This is a genomic window from Pseudomonas sp. NFR02, assembly GCF_900119375.1.
Lineage (GTDB): Bacteria > Pseudomonadota > Gammaproteobacteria > Pseudomonadales > Pseudomonadaceae > Aquipseudomonas > Aquipseudomonas paracarnis.
Map to the genome: position 1 here is coordinate 53,238 of NZ_FPJJ01000001.1, position 24,527 is coordinate 77,764.

Below are 24,527 nucleotides of genomic sequence, written 5' to 3' on the forward strand. Positions count from 1 at the left end.
GCTGTGACGCAGAGCGTCACGGGATGCATTCCCACGCGGAGCGTGGGAACGATCAAACCCTGACCCTGAGGATGGAACAACCAACTTTTAGGAGAACCGCCATGAGCGCCAACGTCGACCAGAACAACCGTCCCGACGACGACCCGGTGTTGCAGGACATCGCCGACTACGTCCTCAACTACCGCATCGACTCCCAGGACGCCCTGGATACCGCCCGCAACTGCCTGATGGACACCCTCGGCTGTGGCCTGCTGGCCCTGCGCTTCCCCGAGTGCACCAAGCACCTGGGGCCGATGGTAGAGGGTACCGTGGTGCCGTTTGGCGCACGGGTGCCGGGCACTTCGTTCCGCCTGGACCCGGTCAAGGCCGCCTGGGATATCGGTTGCATCGTGCGCTGGCTCGACTACAACGACACCTGGCTCGCTGCTGAATGGGGCCACCCTTCGGACAACCTGGGCGGCATCCTCGCCGTGGCCGATCACCTGTCGCAAAAGCGCCTGGCCAATGGCGACGCGCCGTTGACCGTGCGTGCAGTGCTGGAAGCGATGATCATGGCCCACGAAATCCAAGGTGTGATTGCCTTGGAAAACTCCTTCAACCGGGTAGGCCTCGACCATGTGTTGCTGGTGAAAGTCGCTACCACGGCGGTCACCGCCAAGCTGATGGGCGCCAACCGCGAGCAACTGCTATCGGCGTTGTCACACGCTTTTGTCGATGGCCAGGCGCTGCGCACCTATCGCCATGCACCGAATGCCGGCTCGCGCAAATCCTGGGCCGCAGGCGATGCATCGAGCCGCGGCGTACGCCTGGCAGACATCGCCTTGCGTGGCGAAATGGGCATCCCCGGTGTATTGAGTGCGCCGCAGTGGGGCTTCTACGACGTGCTGTTCAGCCACACCAACAAGGACTTGGCGCTCAAGCCCGAGGATAAGCGCGCGTTCAGCCTGCCCCAACCCTACGGCACCTACGTGATGGAGAACGTGCTGTTCAAGATCAGCTTCCCGGCCGAGTTTCACGCGCAAACTGCCTGTGAAGCGGCAGTCGCCCTGCACCCGCTGGTCAAGCATCGCCTGCATGAAATCGACCGCATCGTGATCACTACTCACGAGTCGGCGATTCGCATTATTTCCAAGGTCGGCCCATTGGCCAACGCCGCCGATCGCGACCACTGCCTGCAATACATGACCGCCGTGCCCTTGGCGTTCGGCAATCTGGTGGCCGAGCAGTATGAAGATGATTTCCACGCGGCCCACCCGATCATCGATGAGCTGCGCGACAAGATGGTCGTCATCGAAGACCCGCGCTACAGCCGCGAATACCTGGAGGCCGACAAGCGCTCGATTGCCAACGCGGTGCAGGTGTTTTTCACGGATGGCACCTGCACCGAGCAGGTGGTGGTGGAGTACCCGATTGGCCATCGCCGCCGTCGGGTGGACGGCATTCCACTGCTGGAAGACAAGTTCAAGGCCAACCTGGCCACGCGGTTCACCGCGCAACGCAGCGCTGAGATTGTCGCCCTGTGCAAGGACCAGGCGCGGCTTGAGGCGACACCTGTGAACCGTTTCATGGACCTGTTCACGATCTGAAAAACAGCACGGTCGCTGTGGGAGCTGGCTTGCCTGCGATAGCGGTGTGTCAGCCCCACATGAATTGACTGGATGTCAGCTATCGCAGGCAAGCCAGCTCCCACAGTTGACTGAAGTTTCTGCTTCAGAATCTATTCAAACCGCAGTATCACCCGGCGGTTGTGCTTGCTCTTTTTCTCGATCTTTTCGCAGAACACCCGGCCGATTTCCTCGGTATTGAGCACATGGGTGCCGCCGCAGGGCTGGATATCGATGCCGGGGATTTCAATCACCCGGACCGAACCGGAGACCACCGGCGGCGCAACCGCCTGGGTGCGGGTGATCTGCAGCAGGGTCGCGTACTCGGTGGCGGGCATCGACAGAGTTTTGACCGCGTGGGCTTGTTCGATAAGGGCGTTGAGGTCTTGGGTGAGGCGGTCTTTGTCCAAGGTCATTTCTGGCAGGTCGAAATCCAGGCGGCCTTTATCTGCGCTGATGCTGCAACCGGTCACGGGCGCGTCGATGAGCGAACACAGCAAGTGCAGGCAAGTGTGCATCTTCATGTGCTGGTAGCGCCGCTCCCAATCCAGCCCAGCGTCGACCTGGACGCCAGCGGCCAACTGTTCGGGGTAGTGGTCCACCTGGTGCCAGATGATCGAGCGCAACACCGGGTCGCGCACGGTGCCGGTCACTTGCACCCGTGTGCCATCGGCCAGAGTGAGGTGACCGGTATCGCCTGGTTGCCCGCCGCCGGTGGGGTAGAACAGGGTGTGCTCCAGGGCGATACCCTGTTCGCTGATGGCAATCACCCGGGCGCTGAAGGCGTTCTGGTAGGGCGCGCTGTCAAACAGCGCCAGGGTTTCCATGGTATGCACGGACATGTTCAACCTCCGACGATCAATGGGGTGGCTTGCAAGAGGTGGCGCACCAGTGCGCTCAAGCCAGGGGGAGAGAGCAGGGTGATTTCAAATTCCGGCCCGCATACCTTCAGGTTCAGCGGCAGGCGTGGCAGTTGTTCGCCGGTGTCGAGGCGACGCAGACGAAACTGCAGGTGATGCCGCTCTTTCACCGTGGGTTCAAGCATCAGCCCTTGCAGCGGATGAAAGTCGGCGTCCAGCACGGTGACCTTGTGGCCGACACTCACTTCGCCCACCACGTGCAAGCGCTCATCCAGGGCAAAGGCGCCGAGGTAGTTGCTGTGGTCCGATTCATCGTTTTTTTGCAGTTGGATCTGGTTGACCACCTTGACCTTGGTGCCTGCCGGCACGTCTTGGGTAATCACGCAGGAGGGGCTGATAAACACGTTATCGCCGATCGAAACATAGCCCAGCACCCGGGCGCCGGCGCCGACTTCGACGTTGTTGCCCAGGCGCGGGTGGCGTTTGCCGTCCGGGTTGTTGGCAATACCGCGCGCACCCAGGGTCACGCCGCAGAGGATGTAGCAGTCGTTGCCGATCACGCAGGTTTCGCCGATGACGGTGCCGTAGCCATGGTCCAGCACAAAGCGGCGGCCGATGCGCGCTGCCGGGTGAATCTCGGCACCGGAGAGGATCTTGCCCTGGTTACTCAGCTTGAGGGCCATGCGCGAAAAATCGCCGTTGTCTGCGCCCTGGAAATGCCAGACCAGGTGCGCAAGGCGGTAGAACAGCACGGCCTTGAACGAGGCGTAGGATTCCAGGATCAACTCACCGCGCCCACGGGACGCGGGGTCGCGATAGGCATAGGCAATCAGGTCCTCGGCCACCGCCTGGGCGGCGTTCTGAATCAACGGCGCCAGGTGCGGCTCCAGCTGCTTCATCTGTCTGGGCGTGAGGGTGGTGATGAGGTGGGTGAGCAACTCATCGTGCAGCTGTTGCATGTCGATAAAGCCCCCCATGGAGACACCCCCGTATGTTGGATGGTTAAAAACCCGGTTACTCGAAACTGGGCAGGTAGCTGTCGGCATTGTCGTAGACCATGGTCAACACCACCGTTTCAGGCGGCAGTTCGGGGGCGAGTTGGGCGATGGCGACCATGTTAGCGGCCGAAGACAGCCCCAGGCTGATGGCATCGGTGCGCATGATGCGTTTGATCATGTCCAGGCAATCGGCGTGCGACACCTTGAGCATGCCGTCGATCACGTCCAGGTTGAGGATGCTGGGGATCAGGCCGATCGACAGGCCCTGGATCCCGTGCGCCGCGTGCCGGTCTTTGAGCAGGTCGCATTCTTCCGGTTCTACGCCCATCACTCGCAGCGCGGGCCAGGCGGCCTTGAGGGTTTCGCCGATACCGGTGATATGGCCCCCGGTGCCAATGCCGCTGACGAAGTAGTCCACGCGCTGTTCACCGAAGGCGCGAAGGATTTCCGGAGCGGTGGTGTCGCGGTGGGTTTGGGGGTTGGCGCCATTGCGTTGCTGGTTGAGCATCACGTAGTTGGGGTTTTCCAACTGCAGCTCCATGCACTTTTCGCCGTGGGAGTTATTGCCCAGGCGACTGTCGGACAGCACTACCCTCGCACCGTACAGACGCAGCAGCTTCTGTTTTTCCGGGCTGTAGTTGTCAGGGATCACCAGCACCACTTTGTAGCCCAGCACATTGCCGGCCATCACCAGGCCAATGCCGGTGTTGCCGCCACTGGGTTCGATGATGGTCTGCCCGGAATCACGGATCAGCACACCGCGGCGCTCGGCATCCAGGATCATGCCCAGGGCGATGCGCGCCTTGTGGCTGCCACCGGGGTTGAGCGACTCCAGCTTGGCGTAGACCTCGATGCCGAGGTCTTCGGAAAACTGGGCCAGACGCACGATCGGCGTCTGGCCGATCACGTCGAGAATGGAGTTATGCAGCATCAGTACGTCCCCACTCTCAGTACAGCGGCATGTCAGGTTCGACGTCGCGAACCCAATGTTTCATGCCGCCCTGCAGGACTTTGGTGTTGGCAAAGCCAGCGGCCAACAGGGTGCTGGCGGCTTGCTCGGCGCGGGTGCCTGCGTAGCAGATCAGGTAGTGGGTGTTGTCGCGGCTCAGACTGGCGAGCTGCCCATCCAGTTCTGCCAGCGGGATATGCACCACGCCCGGTAATTTGCACACTTCCAGTTCGCTGGCGTCACGCACGTCCAGCAATACATCGGCGCTGCTAGGGTGTTCGAGCACTTGCTTGAGTACCTGGGGCTTGATGTAGCGTTCCGCGGCCAGGGAGGGCTGGCTCGGTAAGGCATCGGCGCAGGTGGCCGGCGCGACGGTTTCGCTGTGGCGCAGGTCCGAGCAGCAGGGGCAGTCAGCGCGGCGCTTGAAGCGGATCTCGCTGAACTTCATCGCCAGCGCGTCGAAGCGCATCAAGCGGCCGGACAAGGGTTCGCCAATGCCGATCAGTAATTTGATCGCCTCGGTGGCCTGGATCATACCGACCACGCCCGGCAACACGCCGATCACACCGCCCGCGCTGCAATTGGGCGCCAGCTCTGCGGGTGGGGCCTTGGGGAACAGGCAGCGATAGCACGGCCCACCTTTATAGTTGAGCACGCTGATCTGCCCGTCGAAACGGTAGATGGCGCCGTACACCAAGGGTTTACCCAGCTGCACACAGGCGTCGTTGACCAGGTAGCGGGTGTCGAAATTGTCGGTGCCGTCGATCACCAGGTCATAGGCGCCCACCAGTGCCAGGGCGTTGTCGCTGTTGAGCGCGGTGTTGTACGCGTTGATCTGGATATGCGGATTGAGGTCCAGCAGGCGCTGCTTGGCGGACTCGACCTTGGGCATGCCCAGGGTGCTGTTGCCATGCACGATCTGGCGTTGCAGGTTGCTGCTTTCCACCACATCAAAGTCCACCAGCCCCAGGGTGCCGATGCCGGCCGCCGCCAGGTACAGGCTGATGGGCGAGCCCAGGCCGCCGGTACCGATGACCAGCACCTTGGCTTTCTTCAGGTTCAATTGGCCTTCGCGGCCGACGCCTGGCAGGGTGATGTGGCGCACATAGCGCTGCACTTCTTCGTTGCTCAGGGCATCGATGTCCATGCCACCTGAAGTGGCGAGCAACACTTCGATCCGGGCTTTTGCTGGCAGAGGTTCATCGGCGTCGATCAACGCCTCCTCGGCGGTAAACAGGAAGTGTTCCTTGAGCTGGTCGTTCTTTTCATGGAACAGGTGCTGACGCAATTGGGGGTGATGGGTGCAGAGATTTTCAATGACTTCGCGCAATGTCGATCCGGCGCCCTCAAGGGTCGATTCCGGCAGCTTGGCCACGCGAACCAGAATGTCGGGGAAAGAGACAGCGTTCATGGACAACTCCGTGTGCAGGTCGTTGAAAGGTTGAAGGGAGAAATGCTTGCCATCCCAGGCAAACAGCTTGGAGCCCAGGGCCTGGCCCTGGCGGACATCCACCACCAAGTAGCTGACGGGAAAGATCGGCTCGCCCAGGAACAGTGCCTTGTCCTGGTCTTCGTCACTGAAATAGGCGCCCACATCCGGGTGTGAGTGGTAAATCACTACCACCGGGTTGTCACTGCGAAACGCCTTGTTCATCAGCAGGGTGTCGGCCACCGAAAAGGTGTAGCCATTGGCCGCGCTGCGTGGGTACATCTCGGGGTTCTTGCGGTGCAGTTCATTCTGGATATTGCTGCCCAGGTACACGCTGCCGTCGGCGAAGACGAAACCACAGCACTCCTCGGGGTAGCTGCGGCTGGCGTGGGCGTAGATCTGTTCCAGGGCGATGGGGCGGAGGACGTCCATGTTTCTCTCGCGTTGGTTGAGGGTCACTTTTTCTTGGCCATGAGTTTTTCAATCGGCAACTTGGTGATCGCAAAGCCGGCCAGCAGGATCGCCGAGTACAGCATCAGGTCGCGGGAAATTTCCACGCCTTCGTACCAGGCACCGATGATGACCGCGAACACCGGGAAGATGATGAACACGAACGACAGGATGATCGGGCTCAGGCGCTTGAGCAGCATGAAATACACAATGAACCCGCCCACCGAGGCCACCAGCCCCAGGTAGAACAGCGCGCTCCAGGAGCGCAGGGTAATGGCGTCGAACGTCGGTGTTTCAAACCACAGGCCGGCCAGGAACAGCATCAGCCCGGCAATGCCGATGGGCAGGGTGTTGTAGGTGATGACGCTGATGGCGCTGCCTTTTTGCTTGGTAATGACATAGCACAAGGCGTGCATGATCGCGGCGCTCAGAATGGCCAGTACCCCGAAGAACTCGGCGTGGTCCAGGTGCAGGCCCTGGCTCTTGATGATCATGTAAAGGCTGCCGAAACCGATGCCTATGCCGACCACCTGGGAAAAATAGATGCGCTCGCGCAGGAACAGCGCCGAGAAGATCAGGATGAATACCGGCATGCAACTGAACAGCAGGGCGGTGAGGCCCGACGACACATGCATTTCGCCGTAGTTGAGCAAATAGTAGGGAACGCTGAAGTAAGACAGGGTCACAAACACGAAGAACCAGCGGCTTTCCCGGGGAAACAGGATCGGCTCACGGCGCACCATGGCAAAACACAGGAACAGCGGAAACGCGATGAGAAAGCGCAGGCCGGCGGATGTCAGCGGCGGCACGCTCTCGACGGCGATCTTGATGCCCAGCCACGTGGTGCCCCAACTCAGGCACACGATCAGGAACATCACGCTGGTCACCAGCCCGGCGAGCCACTGTTTTTGCGTTTTTGTTTTTGCAGTGTTTTCGAGAACGGCGGACATTGGCATCGTTTATTGCTTCCCTGAGCCGGAATTGAACTCTATATTGAACTTGTAATGAGTTATGTTTATCGGCGATTGAACCCGTAAAAGCACACTATTAGGGCGAAAGATGGCTGTCAAAACAAATATTGACATGGTGTCAATTATGCGTGAGGGCTTGTCCAACGGGCAGGGCGTGAAGTACAAGCGCCTGTCCGATGTGATGGAACGGGGCATCCTCGAAGGCTTGATTGAACCGGGACGAAAACTGCCGCCCCATCGGGTGCTTTCCGACAATTTAGGCGTGACCATCGGCACCATCAGCCGGGCTTACGGTGAATTGGAGCGCCTGGGCCTGGTGGTTGCACGGGTGGGTGACGGCACCTTCGTGCGCAAGCGTGGGATGGAGCGCCAGCGTGATGAGGGCTTTCGTAATTTCAGCGAGGAGCCGCGCCAGTACTTCGACATGAGCCGCAACATGCACATTCCCGGGCAAGAGACGGTGTTTCTCGCCCAGAGCTTTCAAACCCTGTCGAATAATGCCAAGTTCCTCCAGGACATCAGCGCCTACACCCCCGACGCCGGCCTGCCGCGTTACCGTGAAGCGGGCGCGCAGTGGCTGGTGCAGCGCGAGTTTCATCCGATTCCCGAGCAGGTCATCTGCGTCAACGGCGGTCAGCATGGCTTGCTGTGCGCGATGATGGCGCTGCTGCGTGCTGGCGATACGGTGGTCACCGAGCAGTTGACTTATCCCGGGCTGATTACCGCTGCGCGTATGCTGGGGGTGCGGCTGATCGGCCTGGAGATGGACGAGGAAGGTGTGCTGCCTACGGCGCTGGATGAGGTCTGTCGCAATCACCGGATTTCGGCGTTGTATTGCACGCCGACTATCCAGAATCCGACCACCGCCGTGTTGTCGGTGGCGCGCCGCGAAGCCTTGGCCAGGGTGTGTCGCGAACATAACCTGCTGATTCTGGAGGACGAAGCCCACGGTGTGCTGGTGGAGGACCGTCCGCCGCCCCTCAGCTACTTCGCGCCTGAGCGTACGATCTTGATCAGCAGCCTGAGCAAGGCGGTGTCGGCTGGTTTGCGGGTGGGCTACGTGCATGCGCCGCCGGCGCTGGTCAGTCGCATCTCGGCGGCGCTACGTTCGACCTGCTGGATGGCCACACCTGTGACTCTGGAGTTGGCGACCCAGTGGATTGAAAACGGCACGGCGGAATATTTGTTGCGTCAGCAGATCAACGAGATCAGCCGCCGCAAGACGTTAGTCGAAGATTTATTGAACGGCTTGGCCTATCGCACCCACCTCAATAGCCCGCACTTCTGGATCGAAGTACCGGAGCCCTGGCGGGCCTCGGAAATCGAGGCGGAGCTCAAACAGAACAATTACCTGATCGCCACCGCCGAGGCTTTTGCCGTGGGGCAGACGGCGGTGCCGCAGTTTATTCGGGCGAGTATCTGCAACACGTCGGGCGATGATCAGTTATTGCGCGAGGGGTTTGACGCGCTGGCGACGGCGCTGGGGCAGGGGGGCGGGCGGTTTCATCTGTAAATCCGCGTTACCGTTGCTCGTTCCCACGCTCTGCGTGGGAATGCGTCTTGCGACGCTCCGCGTCGCTATTGCGGGACGCGGAGCGTCCCAGGCGGCGTTCCCACGCAGAGCGTGGGAACGATCAGATCAGGCGACAGAGATCACTTGAAGCGCCGCTCCACACCCTTCTCCACCAGAATCTTCGCCGAAATCTCTTCCACCGAAAAATGCGTGGAATTGATGTGCGCAATATTTTCGCGACGGAACAGATTTTCTACTTCCCGCACTTCAAATTCGCACTGGGCATAGCTGGAGTAGCGGCTGTTGGGCTTGCGTTCGTTGCGGATGGCGGTCAGCCGGTCCGGGTCGATGGTCAGACCGAACAGCTTGTGTGAGTGCGCGCGCAAGGCGGCGGGCAGGGTCAGGTGTTCCATGTCATCTTCGGTCAGCGGATAGTTGGCCGCACGAATACCGAATTGCATGGCCATGTACAGGCAGGTGGGGGTCTTGCCGCAACGCGACACGCCCACCAGGATCAGGTCGGCCTTGTCGTAGTAGTGGGTGCGGGCGCCGTCGTCGTTGTCGAGGGCGAAGTTCACCGCCTCGATGCGCTCCATATAGTTGGAGTTATGCCCGATGGAATGGGACTTTCCGACGGAATAGGAGGAGTGTTCACTCAGCTCCTGTTCCAACGGCGCCAGGAAGGTAGAGAAAATGTCGATCATGAAACCATTCGACGTTGCGAGAATCTCACGAATGTCTTGATTGACGATGGTGTCGAAAATGATCGGGCGAAAACCGTCTTTTTCAGCCGCCAGATTGATTTGTTGTACCATGGCCCGCGCTTTATCCACGCTGTCTATATAAGGCCGGGTGAATTTGGCGAAGGTAATGTTTTCGAACTGCGCGAGCAGGCTCTGGCCCAATGTTTCGGCTGTGATGCCGGTGCCGTCGGAAATAAAGAAAGCAGATCGTTTCATTTGAGCCCTGGGCCTTAAGCTGATGGCGAATCTTGGATATGATAGGCGCGATTTTGCCGTCCCGCAGTGGGCCGCATTCTCACTTATTTTCCAGGTCCAGGCCACAAGCGCTGGCGTTAGCTCCTACTGAGCAACCCGCGTCCTGAGCTTTTCCAACACAGAAAGTGGAGAGATCACCTTGGTAGAGTACGTAGTTTCCCTCGATAAGCTCGGCGTCCATGATGTAGAGCATGTGGGGGGCAAGAACGCATCCCTCGGCGAGATGATCAGTAATCTTGCAGGCGCTGGTGTCTCGGTGCCCGGTGGTTTCGCCACCACGGCCCAGGCTTACCGCGACTTCCTAGAGCTGAGCGGCCTCAACGCCCAGATCCACGCCGCGCTGGACGCCCTGGACGTCGATGACGTCAACGCCCTGGCCAAGACCGGCGCCCAGATCCGCCAGTGGATCATGGAAGCCGAGTTCCCCGAGAAGCTCAACGAAGAAATTCGCACCGCCTTCGCCACCCTGTCGGCCGGTAACCCGGACATGGCCGTCGCCGTGCGTTCCTCGGCCACCGCCGAAGACTTGCCGGACGCCTCCTTTGCCGGCCAGCAGGAAACCTTCCTCAACATTCGCGGCGTCGAAAACGTGATCCGCGCGGCCAAGGAAGTGTTTGCCTCCCTCTTTAACGACCGTGCGATCTCCTACCGCGTACACCAGGGTTTCGACCACAAGCTGGTGGCCCTGTCTGCCGGCGTGCAGCGCATGGTGCGTTCGGAAACCGGCACTGCCGGTGTGATGTTCACCCTGGATACCGAATCCGGTTTCCGTGACGTGGTGTTTATCACCGGCGCCTACGGCCTGGGCGAAACCGTCGTACAAGGCGCGGTCAACCCGGACGAATTCTACGTACACAAGGGCACCCTCGAAGCGGGCCGCCCGGCCATCCTGCGCCGTAACTTGGGCAGCAAGGCCATCAAGATGATCTACGGCGACGAGGCCAAGGCCGGTCGCTCGGTCAAAACCGTTGAAGTCGACAAGGCCGAGCGTGCGCGTTTCTGCCTGACCGACGCTGAAGTCAGCGAGTTGGCCAAACAAGCGATGATCATCGAAAAGCACTACAAGTGCCCGATGGACATCGAGTGGGCCAAGGACGGTGACGACGGCAAGCTGTACATCGTGCAGGCTCGCCCGGAAACCGTGAAGAGCCGCACTTCGGCCAACGTCATGGAGCGCTACCTGCTCAAGGAAACCGGCACCGTGCTGGTAGAAGGCCGTGCCATTGGCCAGCGCATTGGCGCAGGCAAGGTGCGGATCATCAAGGACGTGTCCGAGATGGACAAGGTCCAGCCGGGTGACGTACTGGTTTCCGACATGACCGACCCGGATTGGGAACCGGTGATGAAGCGCGCCAGTGCCATTGTCACCAACCGTGGCGGGCGTACCTGCCACGCGGCGATCATTGCCCGTGAGCTGGGGATTCCGGCAGTCGTGGGTTGCGGCAACGCCACCCAACTGCTCAAGGATGGCCAGGGTGTGACCGTGTCCTGCGCCGAAGGCGATACCGGCTTTATCTTCGAAGGTGAGCTGGGCTTCGATATCAAGCAAAACTCCATCGACGCCATGCCCGACCTGCCGTTCAAGATCATGATGAACGTCGGCAACCCGGACCGTGCCTTTGATTTCGCCCAGTTGCCGAACGCCGGCGTGGGCCTGGCCCGCCTGGAATTCATCATCAACCGCATGATCGGCGTGCACCCCAAGGCACTCCTGAACTATGACGGCCTGCCGCTGGACATCAAGGAAAGCGTCGACAAGCGCATCGCCGGCTACAACGACCCGGTAGGTTTCTACGTCGAGAAACTGGTCGAAGGCATCAGCACCCTGGCTGCGGCGTTCTACCCGAAAAAGGTCATCGTGCGCCTGTCGGACTTCAAGTCCAATGAATACGCGAACCTGATCGGCGGCAAGCTCTACGAGCCGGAAGAAGAAAACCCGATGCTGGGTTTCCGCGGCGCCTCGCGTTACATCAGCGAAGCCTTCCGTGACTGCTTCGAGCTTGAATGCCGTGCGCTCAAGCGCGTGCGCAACGAGATGGGCCTGACCAACGTCGAGATCATGGTGCCCTTCGTGCGCACCCTGGGCGAAGCGAGCCAGGTCGTGGACCTGCTGGCAGAAAACGGCCTGACCCGTGGCGAGAACGGCCTGCGCGTGATCATGATGTGCGAATTGCCGTCCAACGCCATCCTGGCTGAAGAGTTCCTGGAGTTCTTCGACGGTTTCTCCATCGGCTCCAACGACCTGACGCAGTTGACCCTGGGCCTGGACCGCGACTCGGGGATCATCGCCCACCTGTTCGACGAGCGTAACCCAGCGGTCAAGAAGCTGCTGGCCAACGCCATCCAGGCCTGTAACAAGGCTGGCAAGTACATCGGTATCTGCGGCCAAGGCCCTTCGGACCACCCGGACCTGGCTAAATGGCTGATGGAGCAGGGGATCGAGAGCGTCTCGCTGAACCCCGATTCCGTGCTGGAAACCTGGTTCTTCCTGGCTGAAGGCCAAGCGTCCGCCTAAGATCGCGTGGTCAAAAGTGCCGGTCACTCGTTGCGGGTGACCGGCATTCTTATCTGTACAGGGCGGGAATCCTTGCGGACGCCGCCCTTTTTTGTGCAAGAGCATTATGCAAAGCAGCAGCCATCTGTTTCCTGTCGCCCTGATCAGCGCTGAACGTCGGGGCGACCTGAGTGAAGACGTCTACCGACTCAAACCCGGTAACAGCCCGGACGGCACCGTCGAGCTGGCGGTTACCCGTTTGGGCCTGGCCGATGTCCCGGAAAACCGGGGCACGCCGATTATTTTGTTGCATGGCAGTTTTTCCAATCGACGTTTCTGGTATTCGCCAAAAGGAATTGGCCTGGGGGCTTACCTCGCACGTCGCGGATTTGATGTGTGGATCCCGGAAATGCGCGGCCATGGTTTGTCCAAGCGCAATCACGACTACGCCAGTAACCGCGTCGCCGATTATGCGCGCTACGATTTGCCGGCCGTGGGGGCGTTTGTGTGTGAGCAAAGCGGGCAGATTCCGCACTGGATCGGGCATTCCCTCGGTGCCACCACCCTGGCTGCGGCCTTGGGTGGGCAGCACTTGGATGCATCAGCGGTGGCGTCGGTGGCGTTGTTCGGCTGCCAGGTCAGTCGCACCCACTGGCCGTTGAAAATTCCACCGGTGGAGTGGGGCGCTCGCTTTATCCTCAAGCGCCTTGCCCATCTGTCGGGCCCGCGCTTCAAGCGTGGGCCCGAGGACGAGCCGGCCGGCGTGATGATCGAAGCGATGCGTTGGAACGGCCTGTTCGGCCGGTTTGGCGATGCCGAGCATGACTGGTGGAAAGGCTTGGCGCAGGTCGATGTGCCGCTGTTGGCGGTGAGCGCAGCGGGCGACCGGCAAGACCCGGACTGGGCCTGCCGCAAGCTCTTCGAGCAAGTGGGCAGCGAGCATCGCCAGTACCTGTGCCTGGGACGTCAGCAAGGTTTCAGCGAGGATTTCGGCCATGTGCAGATGCTGGTCAGTAAAGCGGCCCAGGCCCAAGTGTGGCCTTTGGTCGAGCGCTGGTTGAACGACCCGCTGACACCCTTATTCGGTACGCAATCCGAAGTGTCCGCAGCGGTTTGACGAAACGCTCTACCAAGGGCGTTTCACTCTTGAATGGTTGCGGCTAAGATATGACGCGCCACGCGGTTCTGGTCATATTCAGTCGCGCAACGTGTATTGCGTTACGCTGAACCGGGTTTGATCATGGCCGCCGCCAACGCCCAGGCATTTAAAGAATGCCTGTCGCGGGGCGTTTTCTTGATGTACACCGTGGATGTTCGACCTCTTCTTTGATGACAGGAGTTTCTCGATGAACCATTACGTGACCCCCGACCTGTGTGACGCCTACCCGGAGCTGGTGCAGGTAGTGGAGCCGATGTTCAGCAACTTCGGTGGCCGAGACTCCTTTGGTGGCGAGATTGTCACCCTCAAATGCTTCGAGGATAACTCCCTGGTCAAGGCGCAGGCTGACCTGCCGGGCGTTGGCAAAGTGCTGGTGGTCGACGGTGGTGGTTCCCTGCGCTGCGCGTTGCTGGGTGACATGATTGCCGAGAAAGCCGCGAAAAATGGTTGGGAAGGGCTGGTGATCTACGGGTGTATCCGTGACGTCGACGTCATCGCCCAGACCGACCTGGGTGTACAGGCCCTGGCCTCTCATCCGAAAAAAACCGACAAGCGCGGCCTTGGCGACCTGAACGTCCCGGTGACATTCGCAGGCGTGACGTTCCGCCCCGGTGAGTACATTTATGCCGATAACAACGGGGTGATCGTGTCACCCAGCCCGCTGAAAATGCCTGAATAAACTGCCGCAACCGATCGGGGTGAGGATGTTCGAAGAAGAAAACGCGCAATGGGGGTTGGTGCATGCCCTGGTGCTGGACGGTAAAGGCGGTGCGCGTTCGATTGCCCGGACTGAGCTCGACGATTTGCAGTTGCAGCCCCAGGAAAGCCTGTGGCTGCACTGGGATCGCAGCCATCCTCAAACCCAGACCTGGCTGCGCAAATCCAGCGGCCTGAGCGAGTTTGCCTGTGACCTGCTGCTGGAGGAAAACACCCGTCCACGGCTGTTGCCGCTGCCGGACGCCGAATTGCTGCTGTTTCTGCGCGGAATCAATCTCAACCCAGGCGCGGAGCCGGAAGACATGGTGTCGGTGCGCATTTTCGCCGCCGCCAACCGAGTGATTTCCCTGCGTTTGCGCCCCTTGCGCGCTACCGATGAGTTGCTGGTGCAACTGGCAGACGGCAAAGGCCCCAAGACGGCGTCTGAACTCATCCTTTATATGGCTCAGTACCTGACCAACAAAGTGCAGGATCTGGTCGCCGGCTTGTCTGAAATCGTCGATTCCGAGGAAGAAAAACTCGATGCCGACGAACGGTATACTCCGGAGCACGGCAGCGTTCTGCAGATCCGTCGAAGAGCCGCCGGACTCAAGCGCTTCCTGGCCCCCCAGCGGGATATTTTCGCCCAGCTGACACGAATCAAATTGGCGTGGTTCTGCGACGACGATGCGGACTATTGGAACGAACTGCACAACAGCCTGACCCGTTACCTGGAAGAGCTGGAATTGGCCAGAGAGCGCGTGGGGCTTGTGCTGGAGGCTGAAGACCGGCGCTTGAGCCTGCGCATGAACCGCACCATGTACCGCTTCGGGATCATCACCGGGATCTTCTTGCCGATGAGTTTTCTTACCGGTTTGCTCGGTATCAATGTGGGCGGCATTCCATTCTCTGCCAGCCCTTATGGATTCATGATCGCGTGCCTGTTGATGGTGTCTGTGGCACTGGGGCAATGGTGGTTATTTCGACGATTGCGCTGGGTTTGACCTGAATATGACCTGAACGTAAGAAAGGGCCGATGTGACCCGATGAATTTTACCCTCGTCTTTTAAATCACTTGCGAGAGGTCTCTATGCACGATCCGTTCGAACAGTCTTTGCGTGACATGCTCAATGCTTCGCCATCCAACCGTGATGACGATGCCTGCCTGGGCCGCGTACTGAAAACCGCCAACCGTCAGGTAGGGGCGGGTGACCTGTTCGGTCTGCTCGGGCGTTGGTTGCCGGCGTTGATGATGGCCCTGAACAACGGTTCGGCCCATGTGTCACCGGTTTCCCGTCGTAAACCTCTTGCTAGCACTGCTGATAAGGCTGATTGAATATGGAACTTGATCTCTGGACCCAGAGCCTGGTCACCGCGATGACCGCATTGTGGACCAAGGTGGCGAATTTCATTCCCAACCTGTTTGGTGCCCTGGTCCTGGTATTGCTGGGTTTTGTCGTGGCCAAGCTGCTCGATACCCTGCTGTCCAAATTGCTCGCCAAACTGGGGCTCGATCGCCTGATGGCTGGCACTGGCCTGACCAAATTGCTCGGCCGCGCGGGGTTGCAAGTACCGATTTCGACTCTGATCGGCAAGATCGTCTATTGGTTCGTTCTACTTATTTTTCTGGTTTCTGCAGCGCAGTCCCTTGGACTTGAGCGAGTTTCAGCTACGCTCGACATGCTGGCACTGTATTTGCCGAAAGTTTTCGGCGGCGCGCTGGTGCTGCTGGTGGGGGTTCTACTCGCGCAACTGGCCAACGGGCTGGTGCGCGGGGCCGCCGAAGGCGTGGGGTTGGACTACGCAGCGGGCCTGGGACGAATTGCCCAGGGGCTGGTGATCATCATCAGTATTTCCGTCGCGATCAGCCAGCTGGAGGTCAAAACTGACCTGCTCAACCACGTGATTGTGATTGTTTTGATTACCGTTGGTCTGGCAGTTGCGCTGGCCATGGGGTTGGGAAGCCGGGAAATTGCCGGTCAGATTCTTGCGGGAATCTATGTGCGTGAGCTGTATCAAGTTGGGCAACAGGTGCGTGTGGGCGAGGTCGAAGGGCAAATCGAGGAGATCGGCACAGTCAAGACGACCGTGCTGACCGATGACGGGGAACTGGTGTCGCTGTCCAACCGGATTCTCCTGGAGCAGCAGGTCAGTAGCCGCTAATCCGGCAAATCCTGCTAATGTACGCCGCCGCAAACCCGGGTGACCGGGTTGCAGCGGACATTGACCTGACTGTCGGCACGACTTGTTTTGAATAAAGCCCAAACGCTGTCCACGCGCTATGACCCCCGTGAGCTCTCTGATGAGGAGTTGGTCGCGCGCTCGCACACGGAGCTGTTTCACGTAACACGCGCGTACGAAGAATTGATGCGCAGGTATCAACGCACTCTGTTCAACGTTTGTTCAAGGTATTTGGGGAACGATAGAGACGCGGATGATGTCTGTCAGGAAGTGATGCTCAAGGTGCTATACGGCCTGAAGAACTTCGAGGGCAAATCGAAGTTCAAGACCTGGCTGTACAGCATCACGTACAACGAGTGCATCACGCAGTATCGGAAGGAACGGCGAAAGCGTCGCTTGATGGATGCTTTGAGTCTGGACCCCCTTGAGGAGGCGTCTGAAGAGAAGGCGCCGGCACCCGAGGAAAAGGGCGGACTTGATCGCTGGTTGGTGCATGTGAACCCGATTGACCGCGAAATTCTGGTGCTTCGATTTGTCGCAGAGCTGGAATTTCAGGAAATCGCTGACATCATGCATATGGGTTTGAGTGCTACAAAAATGCGGTACAAGCGTGCTCTTGATAAATTACGTGAGAAATTTGCGGGCGAGACTGAAACTTAGTGCGTAGCAAATATCTCTTACGTGTAGGCAAGTTCTGTTAGACTTGTCGCCGAGTTGTCCCCCGGTTTGTGGGACTGCTTTACAATCACCAGATGGGGATTTAACGGATGAAACTGAAAAACACCTTGGGCTTGGCCATTGGTTCTCTTATTGCCGCTACTTCTTTCGGCGTTCTGGCACAAGGCCAAGGCGCAGTTGAAGGCGAGCTGTTCTACAAGAAGCAGTACAACGATAGCGTTAAGCACATCGAAGACGGCTTCAACCCAGGCGCTCGCATTGGTTACTTCCTGACCGACGATCTGTCGTTGAATCTGTCGTACGACAAGACCAACCACACCCGTTCGAACGACGGCACTGGCAACCAGAAGATCAAAGGTGACACTGGCAGCCTCGTTGCTCAGTACCACTTCGGTCAGGCTGGCGTTGATAGCCTGCGTCCATACGTTGAAGGCGGTTTCGGCCACCAGAGCCGTACCAACGTTCAGGCTGACGGCCACAGCGGTCGCGACCAGACCACTTTCGCTACCATCGGTACCGGCGTGAAGTACTACTTCACCAACAACCTGTACGCTCGTGCTGGTGTTGAAGCTGACTACGGTCTGGACAACGGCAAGTGGGACTACTCCGCACTGGTTGGCCTGGGCGTGAACTTCGGCGGTAACGCTGGCGCAGCTGCTCCAGCTCCTACCCCAGCACCAGCTCCAGAGCCAGTTCCAGAGCCAGAAGCTCCGGTTGCTCAGGTTGTTCGTGTTGAGCTGGACGTTAAGTTCGACTTCGACAAGGCCGTTGTTAAGCCTAACAGCTACGGCGACGTTAAAAACCTGGCCGACTTCATGGCTCAGTACCCAGCTACCAACGTAGAAGTTGCTGGTCACACTGACTCCGTAGGTCCAGACGCTTACAACCAGAAGCTGTCCCAGCGTCGTGCTGACGCTGTTAAGCAAGTCCTGGTTAAAGACGGCGTTGCTCCTAGCCGTGTAACTGCTGTTGGTTACGGCGAATCCCGCCCAGTTGCTGACAACGCAACTGAAGCTGGTCGCGCTGTTAACCGTCGCGTAGAAGCGTCGGTTGAAGCTACCGCTCAGTAATTACTGAGTAGTAAAGAAAAGCCCGGCTCAGGCCGGGCTTTTTTTCGCCTGCGATTTGCCTCAGGCGCTTGCCGCAGCGGCGATGCTAGCCATCTGTGCGGCGCCGGCAACCTGGCCAATCACCAGGATGGCCGGGCTCTTCAGCGCAAAGGTTTTTGCCGCTTCATGCATGGCCGCCAGGGAGCTGCGGCATTCGCGTTGCTGGGGCAATGAAGCGTTTTCGATCATTGCCACCGGCATATCCGCAGCCATGCCGCCGTTGAGCAGCTGTTCGCGGATTTCTTCCAGCTTCGCCACACCCATATACACCACCAGCGTGGTTCCACCCTCCGCCAGCGCACGCCAGTTCAAGCTACTGTCATCCTGGGTATGCGCGGTGACCAAGGTCACTCCACGGCTCACCCCGCGCAAGGTCAACGGGATATCGCACTGGGTTGCTCCGGCCAGCCCTGAGGTGATGCCATTGACCAATTCCACCTCGACACCACGCTCGCGCAGCCAGGTTGCCTCCTCGCCACCGCGGCCAAAAATACACGGGTCACCGCCTTTAAGGCGTACTACGCACTTGCCCTGGCGTGCATAACGCAACATCAGGCGGTGAATGAAATCCTGCGGGGTAGAACGACATCCCCCGCGCTTGCCGACGGTAATCACCCGGGCGCTGGTGCAGTGTTCCAGTACTGCCGGGTTGACTAGATCATCAATCAGCACGACGTCCGCTGCCTGCAGAGCCCGGACCGCTTTCAGGGTCAGCAACTCCGGGTCACCCGGACCTGCGCCTACCAGCCACACTTTTGCGCTCATGTTGTTCCCCTTACACACTGATGGCGATTGGCTGCGGGTTGCTGGCCAAAAGACGTTTGATTTCCGGCACGCAGGAGCCGCATTGGGTGCCGCAGCCCAAGGCCTGTTTGAGGCCATCCAGGTCCAGGCCGCTGCCGATACCGGCACACACAGCGTTTTCGCTGACGTTCTTGCAGTTGCACACAATCTTGTTGCTGGCCGTGGTACCGCCCGGTGGCGCGCTCAAGGGCGCCAGCAACCAGCGCCGCAGTTGCTCGTCGGCCCGGCCTTCCAGCCACAGGCTTTGCAGCCAGTGACGGGCCAGGGTTTCGCCGGCCAGGCGCAGGGCGGTGATGCGGCCTTTCTCGATCTTCACGCGCTTGCCGATTGAGCGGCGCGGGTCGTCATAGGCCATTACCGGGCCGTCGTTGAGGCCCAGCAGGTGATCGATACGGGTCAAGAGTTGCAGGTCGGGCGCCTCGGTATGCGCGGCGCGCACCAGCAGCGCGGGGCGTTCACGGCCAGCCAGGCTCAGGCTGACGTAGGCAAAGGTTTCACACAGTGGGCGCAAGGCTTCGAAGTGTTGCTGTACATCGCCTTCGATCAGCGCAAACAGCTGCCACGGCAGTTGCACGGCTTCCAGGCGCACGCCGCTGTGCTTGAGCTCCGGCTGCTTGGACAAAGGGTCGAACGCCGGTTGAGTGAGGGTATTGACGCCGCCCTTGAGAAAGCGGTCGCCCCAGTGCATGGGCAGGAACGCTTGGCCGGGACGCACACTGTCATCGCTGCCGACGGCGACGATCACGCTGCCGCGACGGCTTTTCAGGCTGACCAGGTCACCCTCTTTGAAGCGGTGGCGGCGTAGCTCATCCGGATGCAGGCTCAACAATGCTTCACTGACGTGCCCGAACAACTGCGCTGCCGTGCCGGTGCGGCTCATCCCATGCCATTGATCACGCAGGCGACCGGTGATCAGGGTCAGGGGAAATCGCGCATCGCGCTGTTCCTTGGCGGCGCGATAAGGCTCGGCGACAAACTGCGCCCGCCCAGTGTCAGTGGGGAAAATGCCGTCGGTGTACAAGCGCGACGTACCCGCTTGCGCACCCTCGGGAAACGGCCATTGCTGCGGGCCGAGCTGGTCGAGCAGGGCGTGGCTGATGCCGGACATATCCAGGTCACGGCCTTGGGTCAGTGGCTTGAATTCATCAAACAGCTGCGCCGCGTGCTCAAAGGCGAACAGGCTCGGCAACCCCGGCCGTAGACGGCGCTCCAGGCGTTGTGCGAAATCCACGGTGATCGCCCAATCCGCGCGTGCTTCACCCGGTGGGTTGATGGCGCGGCGCACGTGGGAAATACGTCGCTCGGAGTTGGTCACCGTGCCGTCTTTTTCACCCCAACTGGCGGCGGGCAGTAGCAGGTCGGCATAGGCGGCGGTTTCGGTGGTACGAAAGGCTTCCTGCAACACCACGAACGGGCACGCTGCCAAAGCGGCGCGCACCGCGTTCTGGTCGGGCAGCGATTGGGCCGGGTTGGTACAGGCGATCCACAACGCCTTGATCTTCCCCGCCTGCACCTGTTCAAACAGTTCGATGGCGGTAAGGCCGGTGGTCGCGGGCAGTTGTTCCACGCCCCAATAGGCCGCCACTTCAGCGCGGTGTTCAGGGTTGGCCGCTTCGCGGTGGCCCGGCAGCAAATTGGACAGGCTGCCGGTTTCGCGCCCACCCATGGCGTTCGGTTGGCCGGTCAGGGAAAACGGCCCGCAGCCCGGCCGGCCAATGGTCCCCGTGGCTAAATGCAGGTTGATCAGTGCACTGTTTTTGGCGCTGCCGGCGGTGGATTGGTTAAGCCCCATGCACCACAGCGACAGAAAGCTGCTGGAGGTGCCCACCCACTGCGCGCACAGGCGCAACTGTTCGACGCTGATGCCGCATAGCTGCGTGACCATCTGCGGCGTGTAGTCATGCACCAGGCGCTTGAGTTCGGCCAAGCCGTCGGTGTGGGCCTGGATAAACGCGCGGTCGACCCAGTCTTCCCACAGCAACAGATGCAAAATGCCGTGGAACAACGCCACATCCGTGCCCGGCAAGATCGCTAGGTGCAGGTCGGCCAAGTCGCAGGTGTCGGTACGCCGAGGGTCAATCACCAGCACTTTCATCTGCGGGCGTTGCGCCTTGGCTTGCTCCAGGCGCCGGAACAATACCGGATGGGCGTAGGCCATATTGCTGCCGACGATCATCACGCAGTCGCTGTTTTCCAGGTCTTCATAGCTGCACGGCGGCGCATCGGCGCCCAGGCTGCGCTTGTAGCCGACCACTGCCGAAGACATGCACAGCCGGGAGTTACTGTCGATATTATTAGTGCCCACCAACGCCCGCGCCAACTTGTTGAAGCTGTAGTAGTCCTCGGTCAACAGTTGCCCGGAGATATAGAACGCCACGCTGTCGGGCCCGTGTTCGGCAATCGTCTCGGCAAACACGTTGGCCGCGTGTTCCAGGGCGGTGTCCCAGTCGGTGCGAGTGCGTGCCAGTGCTTTGCCCAAGCGTAATTGCGGGTACAGGGCGCGGGCGCTCACGTCGCCGGTCAAATGCAGGCTGGCACCTTTGCTGCACAACTTGCCGAAGTTGGCCGGATGGCTGGGGTCGCCTTGCACCCCCAGGATCTGTTCGCCGTCATGCTCGATCAGCACGCCGCAGCCCACCCCGCAATAACAGCAGGTGGACGCGGTGGTCTGGCGGTTCATCAACCCGCGTCCCGCAGGGCCAGCATCACCCGGCCGTTTTCGACCCGGGCCTGATGATGGTGGGCGCAGCCGATATCCGGGGCCTGGGCTTGGCCAGTCGCCAGGTCGATCTGCCAGTTGTGCAGCGGGCAGGCCACCCGCTTGCCGTAGATCAAGCCTTGGGACAGCGGCCCGCCCTTGTGCGGGCAGCGGTCGTCGAGGGCAAAGACTTCATCGTCACTGGTGCGAAAAATCGCGATGTCACCTTTGGGCCCGCTGATGATGCGCGAGCCCAGGGCGTTGATTTCATCGAGGGCGCAGATATCCAGCCAGTTCATAGCGAGACCTCCAGGTGTTTGACGGGGATCACGTCGAATTCCTTTTTCAGCAGCGGCTGCTCCAGGCGTTCCTTCCAGGGGTCCTGCTCAAATGACAACGAGAACTGCAAACGCTCATTGAGGGCTTGGCGGCGCGCCGGGTCTTCCAATACGGCCTTCTTGATATGCTCCATGCCCACTCGCTGCAGGTAGTGCACGGTGCGCTCCAGGTAGAAGGCTTCTTCGCGGTACAACTGCAGGAACGCGCCGTTGTATTCACGCACTTCCTCGGCGGTTTTCACCTTGACGAAGAACTCCGCGACTTCGGTCTTGATCCCGCCGTTGCCGCCGATGTACATCTCCCAGCCCGAGTCGACACCGATAATGCCTACGTCCTTGATGCCCGCTTCCGAGCAATTGCGTGGGCAACCGGACACCGCCAACTTGACCTTGTGGGGCGACCACATGTTGAACAGGTCATGCTCCAGCTCGATGCCCAGTTGTGTGGAGTTCTGCGTACCAAACCGGCAGAACTCGCTGCCCACACAGGTTTTGACGGTACGGATGGATTTGCCATAGGCATGCCCGGACGGCATATCCAGGTCCTTCCACACCCCAGGCAAGTCCTGCTTCTTGATACCGAGCAAGTCGATACGCTGGCCGCCGGTGACCTTGACCATCGGCACGTTGTACTTGTCGGCCACATCGGCGATGCGGCGCAGCTCCGAAGGGTTGGTCACGCCGCCCCACATCCGTGGCACCACAGAATAGGTGCCGTCTTTTTGAATATTGGCGTGGGCCCGTTCGTTGATCAGCCGCGATTGCGGGTCGTCCTTGGCTTCGCCGGGCCAGGTGGAGATCAGGTAATAGTTGAGCGCCGGGCGGCAGGTGGCGCAGCCATTGGGGGTGCGCCAGTTCAGGTAACGCATGGTGCTGTCGATGGTCAGCAGGTGCTGCTCGCGGATGGCCTGGCGGATCTGCCCGTGGTTGAGGTCGCTGCAGCCACAGATGGCTTTTTCACTTTTGGGTTTGACGTCGGCGGCGCCGCCCACGGTGTTGATCAGGATCTGCTCGACCAGGCCGGCACAGGAGCCGCAGGAGCTGGCGGCCTTGGTGTGTTTTTTCACCTCGTCGACACTGAACAACCCTTGTTCCTGGATCGCCTTGACGATGGTGCCCTTGCACACGCCGTTGCAGCCGCAGACTTCGGCGCTGTCGGCCATGCTCATGGCTTTGTCCTGGCCTTGGTGGCCGACATCGCCGAGTGCATTTTCACCGAACATCAGGTGATCGCGGATTTCACCGATGGCGTGGTTCTCACGGATCTGGCGGAAATACCAGCCGCCATCGGCGGTATCGCCGTACAGGCAGGCGCCGACCAGGATATCGTCCTTGATCACCAGCTTCTTGTACACGCCGCCAATCGGGTCGGAGAGCGTGATGGTCTCGGTGCCTTCGCCGCCCATGAAGTCGCCAGCGGAGAACAGGTCGATGCCGGTGACTTTCAGCTTGGTGGAGGTCACCGAGCCCTTGTAAGTGGCAAAGCCCAATTGGGCCAGGTGGTTGGCGCAGACCTTGGCCTGTTCGAACAAGGGTGCCACCAGGCCATAGGCGATGCCGCGATGGCTGGCGCATTCACCGATCGCATAGATACGCGGGTCGTAGGTTTGCATCGTGTCGTTGACCAGGATCCCACGGTTGCAAGGGATGCCGGACTTTTCCGCGAGTTCGGTATTGGGGCGGATGCCGGCAGCCATCACCACCAGGTCGGCCGGGATGATGTCGCCATTTTTGAACTGCACCGAGCCGACGCGGCCATTGCCGGCATCGTGCAGGGCCTGGGTCTGCTCGCACAGGCGAAACACCAGGCCGCGACTTTCCAGTTCGGTTTGCAGTAGCTGGCCGCTGGTCTTGTCCAGTTGCCGCTCCAGCAGCCATTCACCGATGTGCACCACCGTCACGTGCATGCCGCGCAGCATCAAGCCGTTGGCCGCTTCCAGGCCGAGCAGGCCGCCGCCGATCACCACCGCATGCTTGTGGGTTTTGGCGGTGTCGATCATCGCCTGTGTATCGGCAATGTCACGGTAGCCAATCACACCCTGCAACGTGTTGCCGGGAATCGGCAGGATAAACGGCGTGGACCCGGTGGCGATCAGCAGGCGGTCATATTCGGCCTCGGTGCCGTCTTCGGCGATGACTTTGCGCTTGACCCGGTCGATCTGCACCACTTTGCGGTTGAGCAGCAGTTTGACGTTATTGTTCAGGTACCAATCCAGGTCGTTGAGCACGATCTCTTCGAAGGTTTGCTCACCGGCCAGTACCGGCGACAGCAGGATGCGGTTGTAGTTGGTGTGAGGCTCGGCGCCGAACACGGTGATGTCGTACAGCTCGTTGCTCAGCTTGAGCAGTTCTTCCAGGGTGCGAACCCCGGCCATACCGTTGCCGATCATCACCAGTTTGAGTTTTTTCATGTCGTTCTCCGCAATGGCTCGACAAATCGTGCGCAAACAAAAAAGGCATCCCCGCTAGTCAGCTAGCGAGGACGCCTTTGTCCTGGTCCCGTTCTCTCGGGAAGCTCGGCCCTTCGTCGTTGAAGGAGCGGCTATATGTGGGGTGTTGGCAAAGCTAATGCAGCAGCTGTGCCAAGTCCCTATAGCC

The 24,527-nt window shown here is 60.1% G+C and carries 20 protein-coding genes; 10 read left to right on the forward strand and 10 right to left on the reverse strand.

Annotation, left to right across the window (positions count from 1 at the left end):
* Positions 1 to 101 precede the first annotated feature (101 nt).
* On the forward strand, positions 102 to 1,586 hold the full coding sequence (gene prpD / locus BT199_RS00275) for a 2-methylcitrate dehydratase (protein ID WP_072433652.1): 1,485 nt from the start codon (positions 102 to 104) through the stop codon (positions 1,584 to 1,586).
* Between the two features lie 131 nt (positions 1,587 to 1,717).
* On the opposite strand, the gene BT199_RS00280 is transcribed toward prpD, so the two are convergent.
* From BT199_RS00280 to BT199_RS00300, 5 genes are read right to left on the reverse strand one after another with little or no spacing between them, the layout of a single operon-like run.
* The gene (locus tag BT199_RS00280) at positions 1,718 to 2,446 is read right to left on the reverse strand and encodes an alanyl-tRNA editing protein (RefSeq protein ID WP_014719495.1); all 729 of its coding nucleotides are present in this window, start codon (positions 2,444 to 2,446) and stop codon (positions 1,718 to 1,720) included.
* Between the two features lie 2 nt (positions 2,447 to 2,448).
* Positions 2,449 to 3,441, reverse strand: coding sequence for a serine O-acetyltransferase (locus BT199_RS00285; protein WP_072433653.1), 993 nt, complete (start codon positions 3,439 to 3,441; stop codon positions 2,449 to 2,451).
* Positions 3,442 to 3,478: 37 nt separating this feature from the next.
* Positions 3,479 to 4,393, reverse strand: a complete 915-nt coding sequence (locus BT199_RS00290; RefSeq protein ID WP_003193306.1) for a PLP-dependent cysteine synthase family protein — start codon at positions 4,391 to 4,393, stop codon at positions 3,479 to 3,481.
* Positions 4,394 to 4,409: 16 nt separating this feature from the next.
* Positions 4,410 to 6,272 carry a molybdopterin-synthase adenylyltransferase MoeB gene (moeB, locus tag BT199_RS00295; protein WP_019820550.1) on the reverse strand — a complete coding sequence of 621 codons (1,863 nt, stop codon included), beginning with the start codon at positions 6,270 to 6,272 and terminating at the stop codon, positions 4,410 to 4,412.
* Between the two features lie 23 nt (positions 6,273 to 6,295).
* Positions 6,296 to 7,240, reverse strand: a complete 945-nt coding sequence (locus BT199_RS00300; RefSeq protein ID WP_019820549.1) for a DMT family transporter — start codon at positions 7,238 to 7,240, stop codon at positions 6,296 to 6,298.
* 109 nt (positions 7,241 to 7,349) lie between these two features.
* Here BT199_RS00300 and BT199_RS00305 point away from each other — a divergent pair, with 109 nt between their 5' ends.
* Complete coding sequence (locus tag BT199_RS00305) at positions 7,350 to 8,774, forward strand: aminotransferase-like domain-containing protein (RefSeq protein ID WP_014719490.1); 1,425 nt, start codon at positions 7,350 to 7,352, stop codon at positions 8,772 to 8,774.
* A gap of 140 nt (positions 8,775 to 8,914) precedes the next feature.
* Here BT199_RS00305 and BT199_RS00310 read toward each other — a convergent pair whose 3' ends face one another.
* Positions 8,915 to 9,733 (reverse strand): posphoenolpyruvate synthetase regulatory kinase/phosphorylase PpsR, encoded by an 819-nt coding sequence (locus BT199_RS00310; RefSeq protein ID WP_003193298.1) that lies wholly within the window; start codon positions 9,731 to 9,733, stop codon positions 8,915 to 8,917.
* 178 nt (positions 9,734 to 9,911) lie between these two features.
* Here BT199_RS00310 and ppsA point away from each other — a divergent pair, with 178 nt between their 5' ends.
* The 8 genes from ppsA to BT199_RS00350 all read left to right on the forward strand — a co-directional run bounded on the left by ppsA (position 9,912) and on the right by BT199_RS00350 (position 18,050).
* Complete coding sequence (gene ppsA, locus BT199_RS00315) at positions 9,912 to 12,287, forward strand: phosphoenolpyruvate synthase (protein ID WP_003193296.1); 2,376 nt, start codon at positions 9,912 to 9,914, stop codon at positions 12,285 to 12,287.
* 106 nt (positions 12,288 to 12,393) lie between these two features.
* Positions 12,394 to 13,383: an alpha/beta fold hydrolase gene (locus tag BT199_RS00320; protein ID WP_019820545.1), complete on the forward strand. Its 990-nt coding sequence runs from the start codon at positions 12,394 to 12,396 to the stop codon at positions 13,381 to 13,383.
* Positions 13,384 to 13,612: 229 nt separating this feature from the next.
* Positions 13,613 to 14,104 carry a ribonuclease E activity regulator RraA gene (rraA, locus tag BT199_RS00325; RefSeq protein ID WP_019820544.1) on the forward strand — a complete coding sequence of 164 codons (492 nt, stop codon included), beginning with the start codon at positions 13,613 to 13,615 and terminating at the stop codon, positions 14,102 to 14,104.
* Positions 14,105 to 14,129: 25 nt separating this feature from the next.
* Positions 14,130 to 15,125, forward strand: a complete 996-nt coding sequence (locus tag BT199_RS00330) for a zinc transporter ZntB (protein WP_014719487.1) — start codon at positions 14,130 to 14,132, stop codon at positions 15,123 to 15,125.
* Between the two features lie 86 nt (positions 15,126 to 15,211).
* On the forward strand, positions 15,212 to 15,457 hold the full coding sequence (locus BT199_RS00335) for a hypothetical protein (protein WP_014719486.1): 246 nt from the start codon (positions 15,212 to 15,214) through the stop codon (positions 15,455 to 15,457).
* A 2-nt stretch (positions 15,458 to 15,459) separates the two neighbouring features.
* Positions 15,460 to 16,284, forward strand: a complete 825-nt coding sequence (locus tag BT199_RS00340) for a mechanosensitive ion channel family protein (protein WP_003193288.1) — start codon at positions 15,460 to 15,462, stop codon at positions 16,282 to 16,284.
* Positions 16,285 to 16,371: 87 nt separating this feature from the next.
* Positions 16,372 to 16,962, forward strand: coding sequence for an RNA polymerase sigma factor SigX (gene sigX, locus BT199_RS00345; protein WP_003193286.1), 591 nt, complete (start codon positions 16,372 to 16,374; stop codon positions 16,960 to 16,962).
* A 107-nt stretch (positions 16,963 to 17,069) separates the two neighbouring features.
* Complete coding sequence (locus tag BT199_RS00350) at positions 17,070 to 18,050, forward strand: OmpA family protein (protein ID WP_019820540.1); 981 nt, start codon at positions 17,070 to 17,072, stop codon at positions 18,048 to 18,050.
* A gap of 60 nt (positions 18,051 to 18,110) precedes the next feature.
* Here BT199_RS00350 and cobA read toward each other — a convergent pair whose 3' ends face one another.
* The 4 genes from cobA to nirB are packed head-to-tail and all read right to left on the reverse strand — an operon-like array spanning position 18,111 to position 24,340.
* On the reverse strand, positions 18,111 to 18,854 hold the full coding sequence (cobA, locus tag BT199_RS00355; protein WP_019820539.1) for a uroporphyrinogen-III C-methyltransferase: 744 nt from the start codon (positions 18,852 to 18,854) through the stop codon (positions 18,111 to 18,113).
* Positions 18,855 to 18,864: 10 nt separating this feature from the next.
* Positions 18,865 to 21,573 carry a nitrate reductase gene (locus BT199_RS00360; RefSeq protein WP_014719484.1) on the reverse strand — a complete coding sequence of 903 codons (2,709 nt, stop codon included), beginning with the start codon at positions 21,571 to 21,573 and terminating at the stop codon, positions 18,865 to 18,867.
* On the reverse strand, positions 21,573 to 21,890 hold the full coding sequence (gene nirD, locus BT199_RS00365) for a nitrite reductase small subunit NirD (protein WP_014719483.1): 318 nt from the start codon (positions 21,888 to 21,890) through the stop codon (positions 21,573 to 21,575). Before nirD ends, BT199_RS00360 begins: the two co-directional genes overlap by 1 nt.
* Positions 21,887 to 24,340: a nitrite reductase large subunit NirB gene (nirB, locus tag BT199_RS00370; protein WP_044275100.1), complete on the reverse strand. Its 2,454-nt coding sequence runs from the start codon at positions 24,338 to 24,340 to the stop codon at positions 21,887 to 21,889. The genes nirD and nirB overlap by 4 nt, the downstream gene beginning before the upstream one ends.
* Between the last annotated feature and the right edge of the window lie 187 nt (positions 24,341 to 24,527).

Bases quoted from the DNA above. Each gene is read 5' to 3' on its own strand.
- BT199_RS00320 (WP_019820545.1), top strand. From the start codon at position 12,394: ATGCAAAGCAGCAGCCATCTGTTTCCTGTCGCCCTGATCAGCGCTGAA.
- moeB (WP_019820550.1), bottom strand. From the start codon at position 6,272: ATGGACGTCCTCCGCCCCATCGCCCTGGAACAGATCTACGCCCACGCC.
- BT199_RS00310 (WP_003193298.1), bottom strand. From the start codon at position 9,733: ATGAAACGATCTGCTTTCTTTATTTCCGACGGCACCGGCATCACAGCC.
- nirB (WP_044275100.1), bottom strand. From the start codon at position 24,340: ATGAAAAAACTCAAACTGGTGATGATCGGCAACGGTATGGCCGGGGTT.
- BT199_RS00350 (WP_019820540.1), top strand. From the start codon at position 17,070: ATGAAACTGAAAAACACCTTGGGCTTGGCCATTGGTTCTCTTATTGCC.
- rraA (WP_019820544.1), top strand. From the start codon at position 13,613: ATGAACCATTACGTGACCCCCGACCTGTGTGACGCCTACCCGGAGCTG.
- BT199_RS00300 (WP_019820549.1), bottom strand. From the start codon at position 7,240: ATGTCCGCCGTTCTCGAAAACACTGCAAAAACAAAAACGCAAAAACAG.
- BT199_RS00285 (WP_072433653.1), bottom strand. From the start codon at position 3,441: ATGGGGGGCTTTATCGACATGCAACAGCTGCACGATGAGTTGCTCACC.
- BT199_RS00335 (WP_014719486.1), top strand. From the start codon at position 15,212: ATGCACGATCCGTTCGAACAGTCTTTGCGTGACATGCTCAATGCTTCG.
- cobA (WP_019820539.1), bottom strand. From the start codon at position 18,854: ATGAGCGCAAAAGTGTGGCTGGTAGGCGCAGGTCCGGGTGACCCGGAG.
- BT199_RS00280 (WP_014719495.1), bottom strand. From the start codon at position 2,446: ATGTCCGTGCATACCATGGAAACCCTGGCGCTGTTTGACAGCGCGCCC.
- prpD (WP_072433652.1), top strand. From the start codon at position 102: ATGAGCGCCAACGTCGACCAGAACAACCGTCCCGACGACGACCCGGTG.
- nirD (WP_014719483.1), bottom strand. From the start codon at position 21,890: ATGAACTGGCTGGATATCTGCGCCCTCGATGAAATCAACGCCCTGGGC.
- BT199_RS00290 (WP_003193306.1), bottom strand. From the start codon at position 4,393: ATGCTGCATAACTCCATTCTCGACGTGATCGGCCAGACGCCGATCGTG.
- BT199_RS00330 (WP_014719487.1), top strand. From the start codon at position 14,130: ATGTTCGAAGAAGAAAACGCGCAATGGGGGTTGGTGCATGCCCTGGTG.
- BT199_RS00340 (WP_003193288.1), top strand. From the start codon at position 15,460: ATGGAACTTGATCTCTGGACCCAGAGCCTGGTCACCGCGATGACCGCA.
- BT199_RS00305 (WP_014719490.1), top strand. From the start codon at position 7,350: ATGGCTGTCAAAACAAATATTGACATGGTGTCAATTATGCGTGAGGGC.
- BT199_RS00360 (WP_014719484.1), bottom strand. From the start codon at position 21,573: ATGAACCGCCAGACCACCGCGTCCACCTGCTGTTATTGCGGGGTGGGC.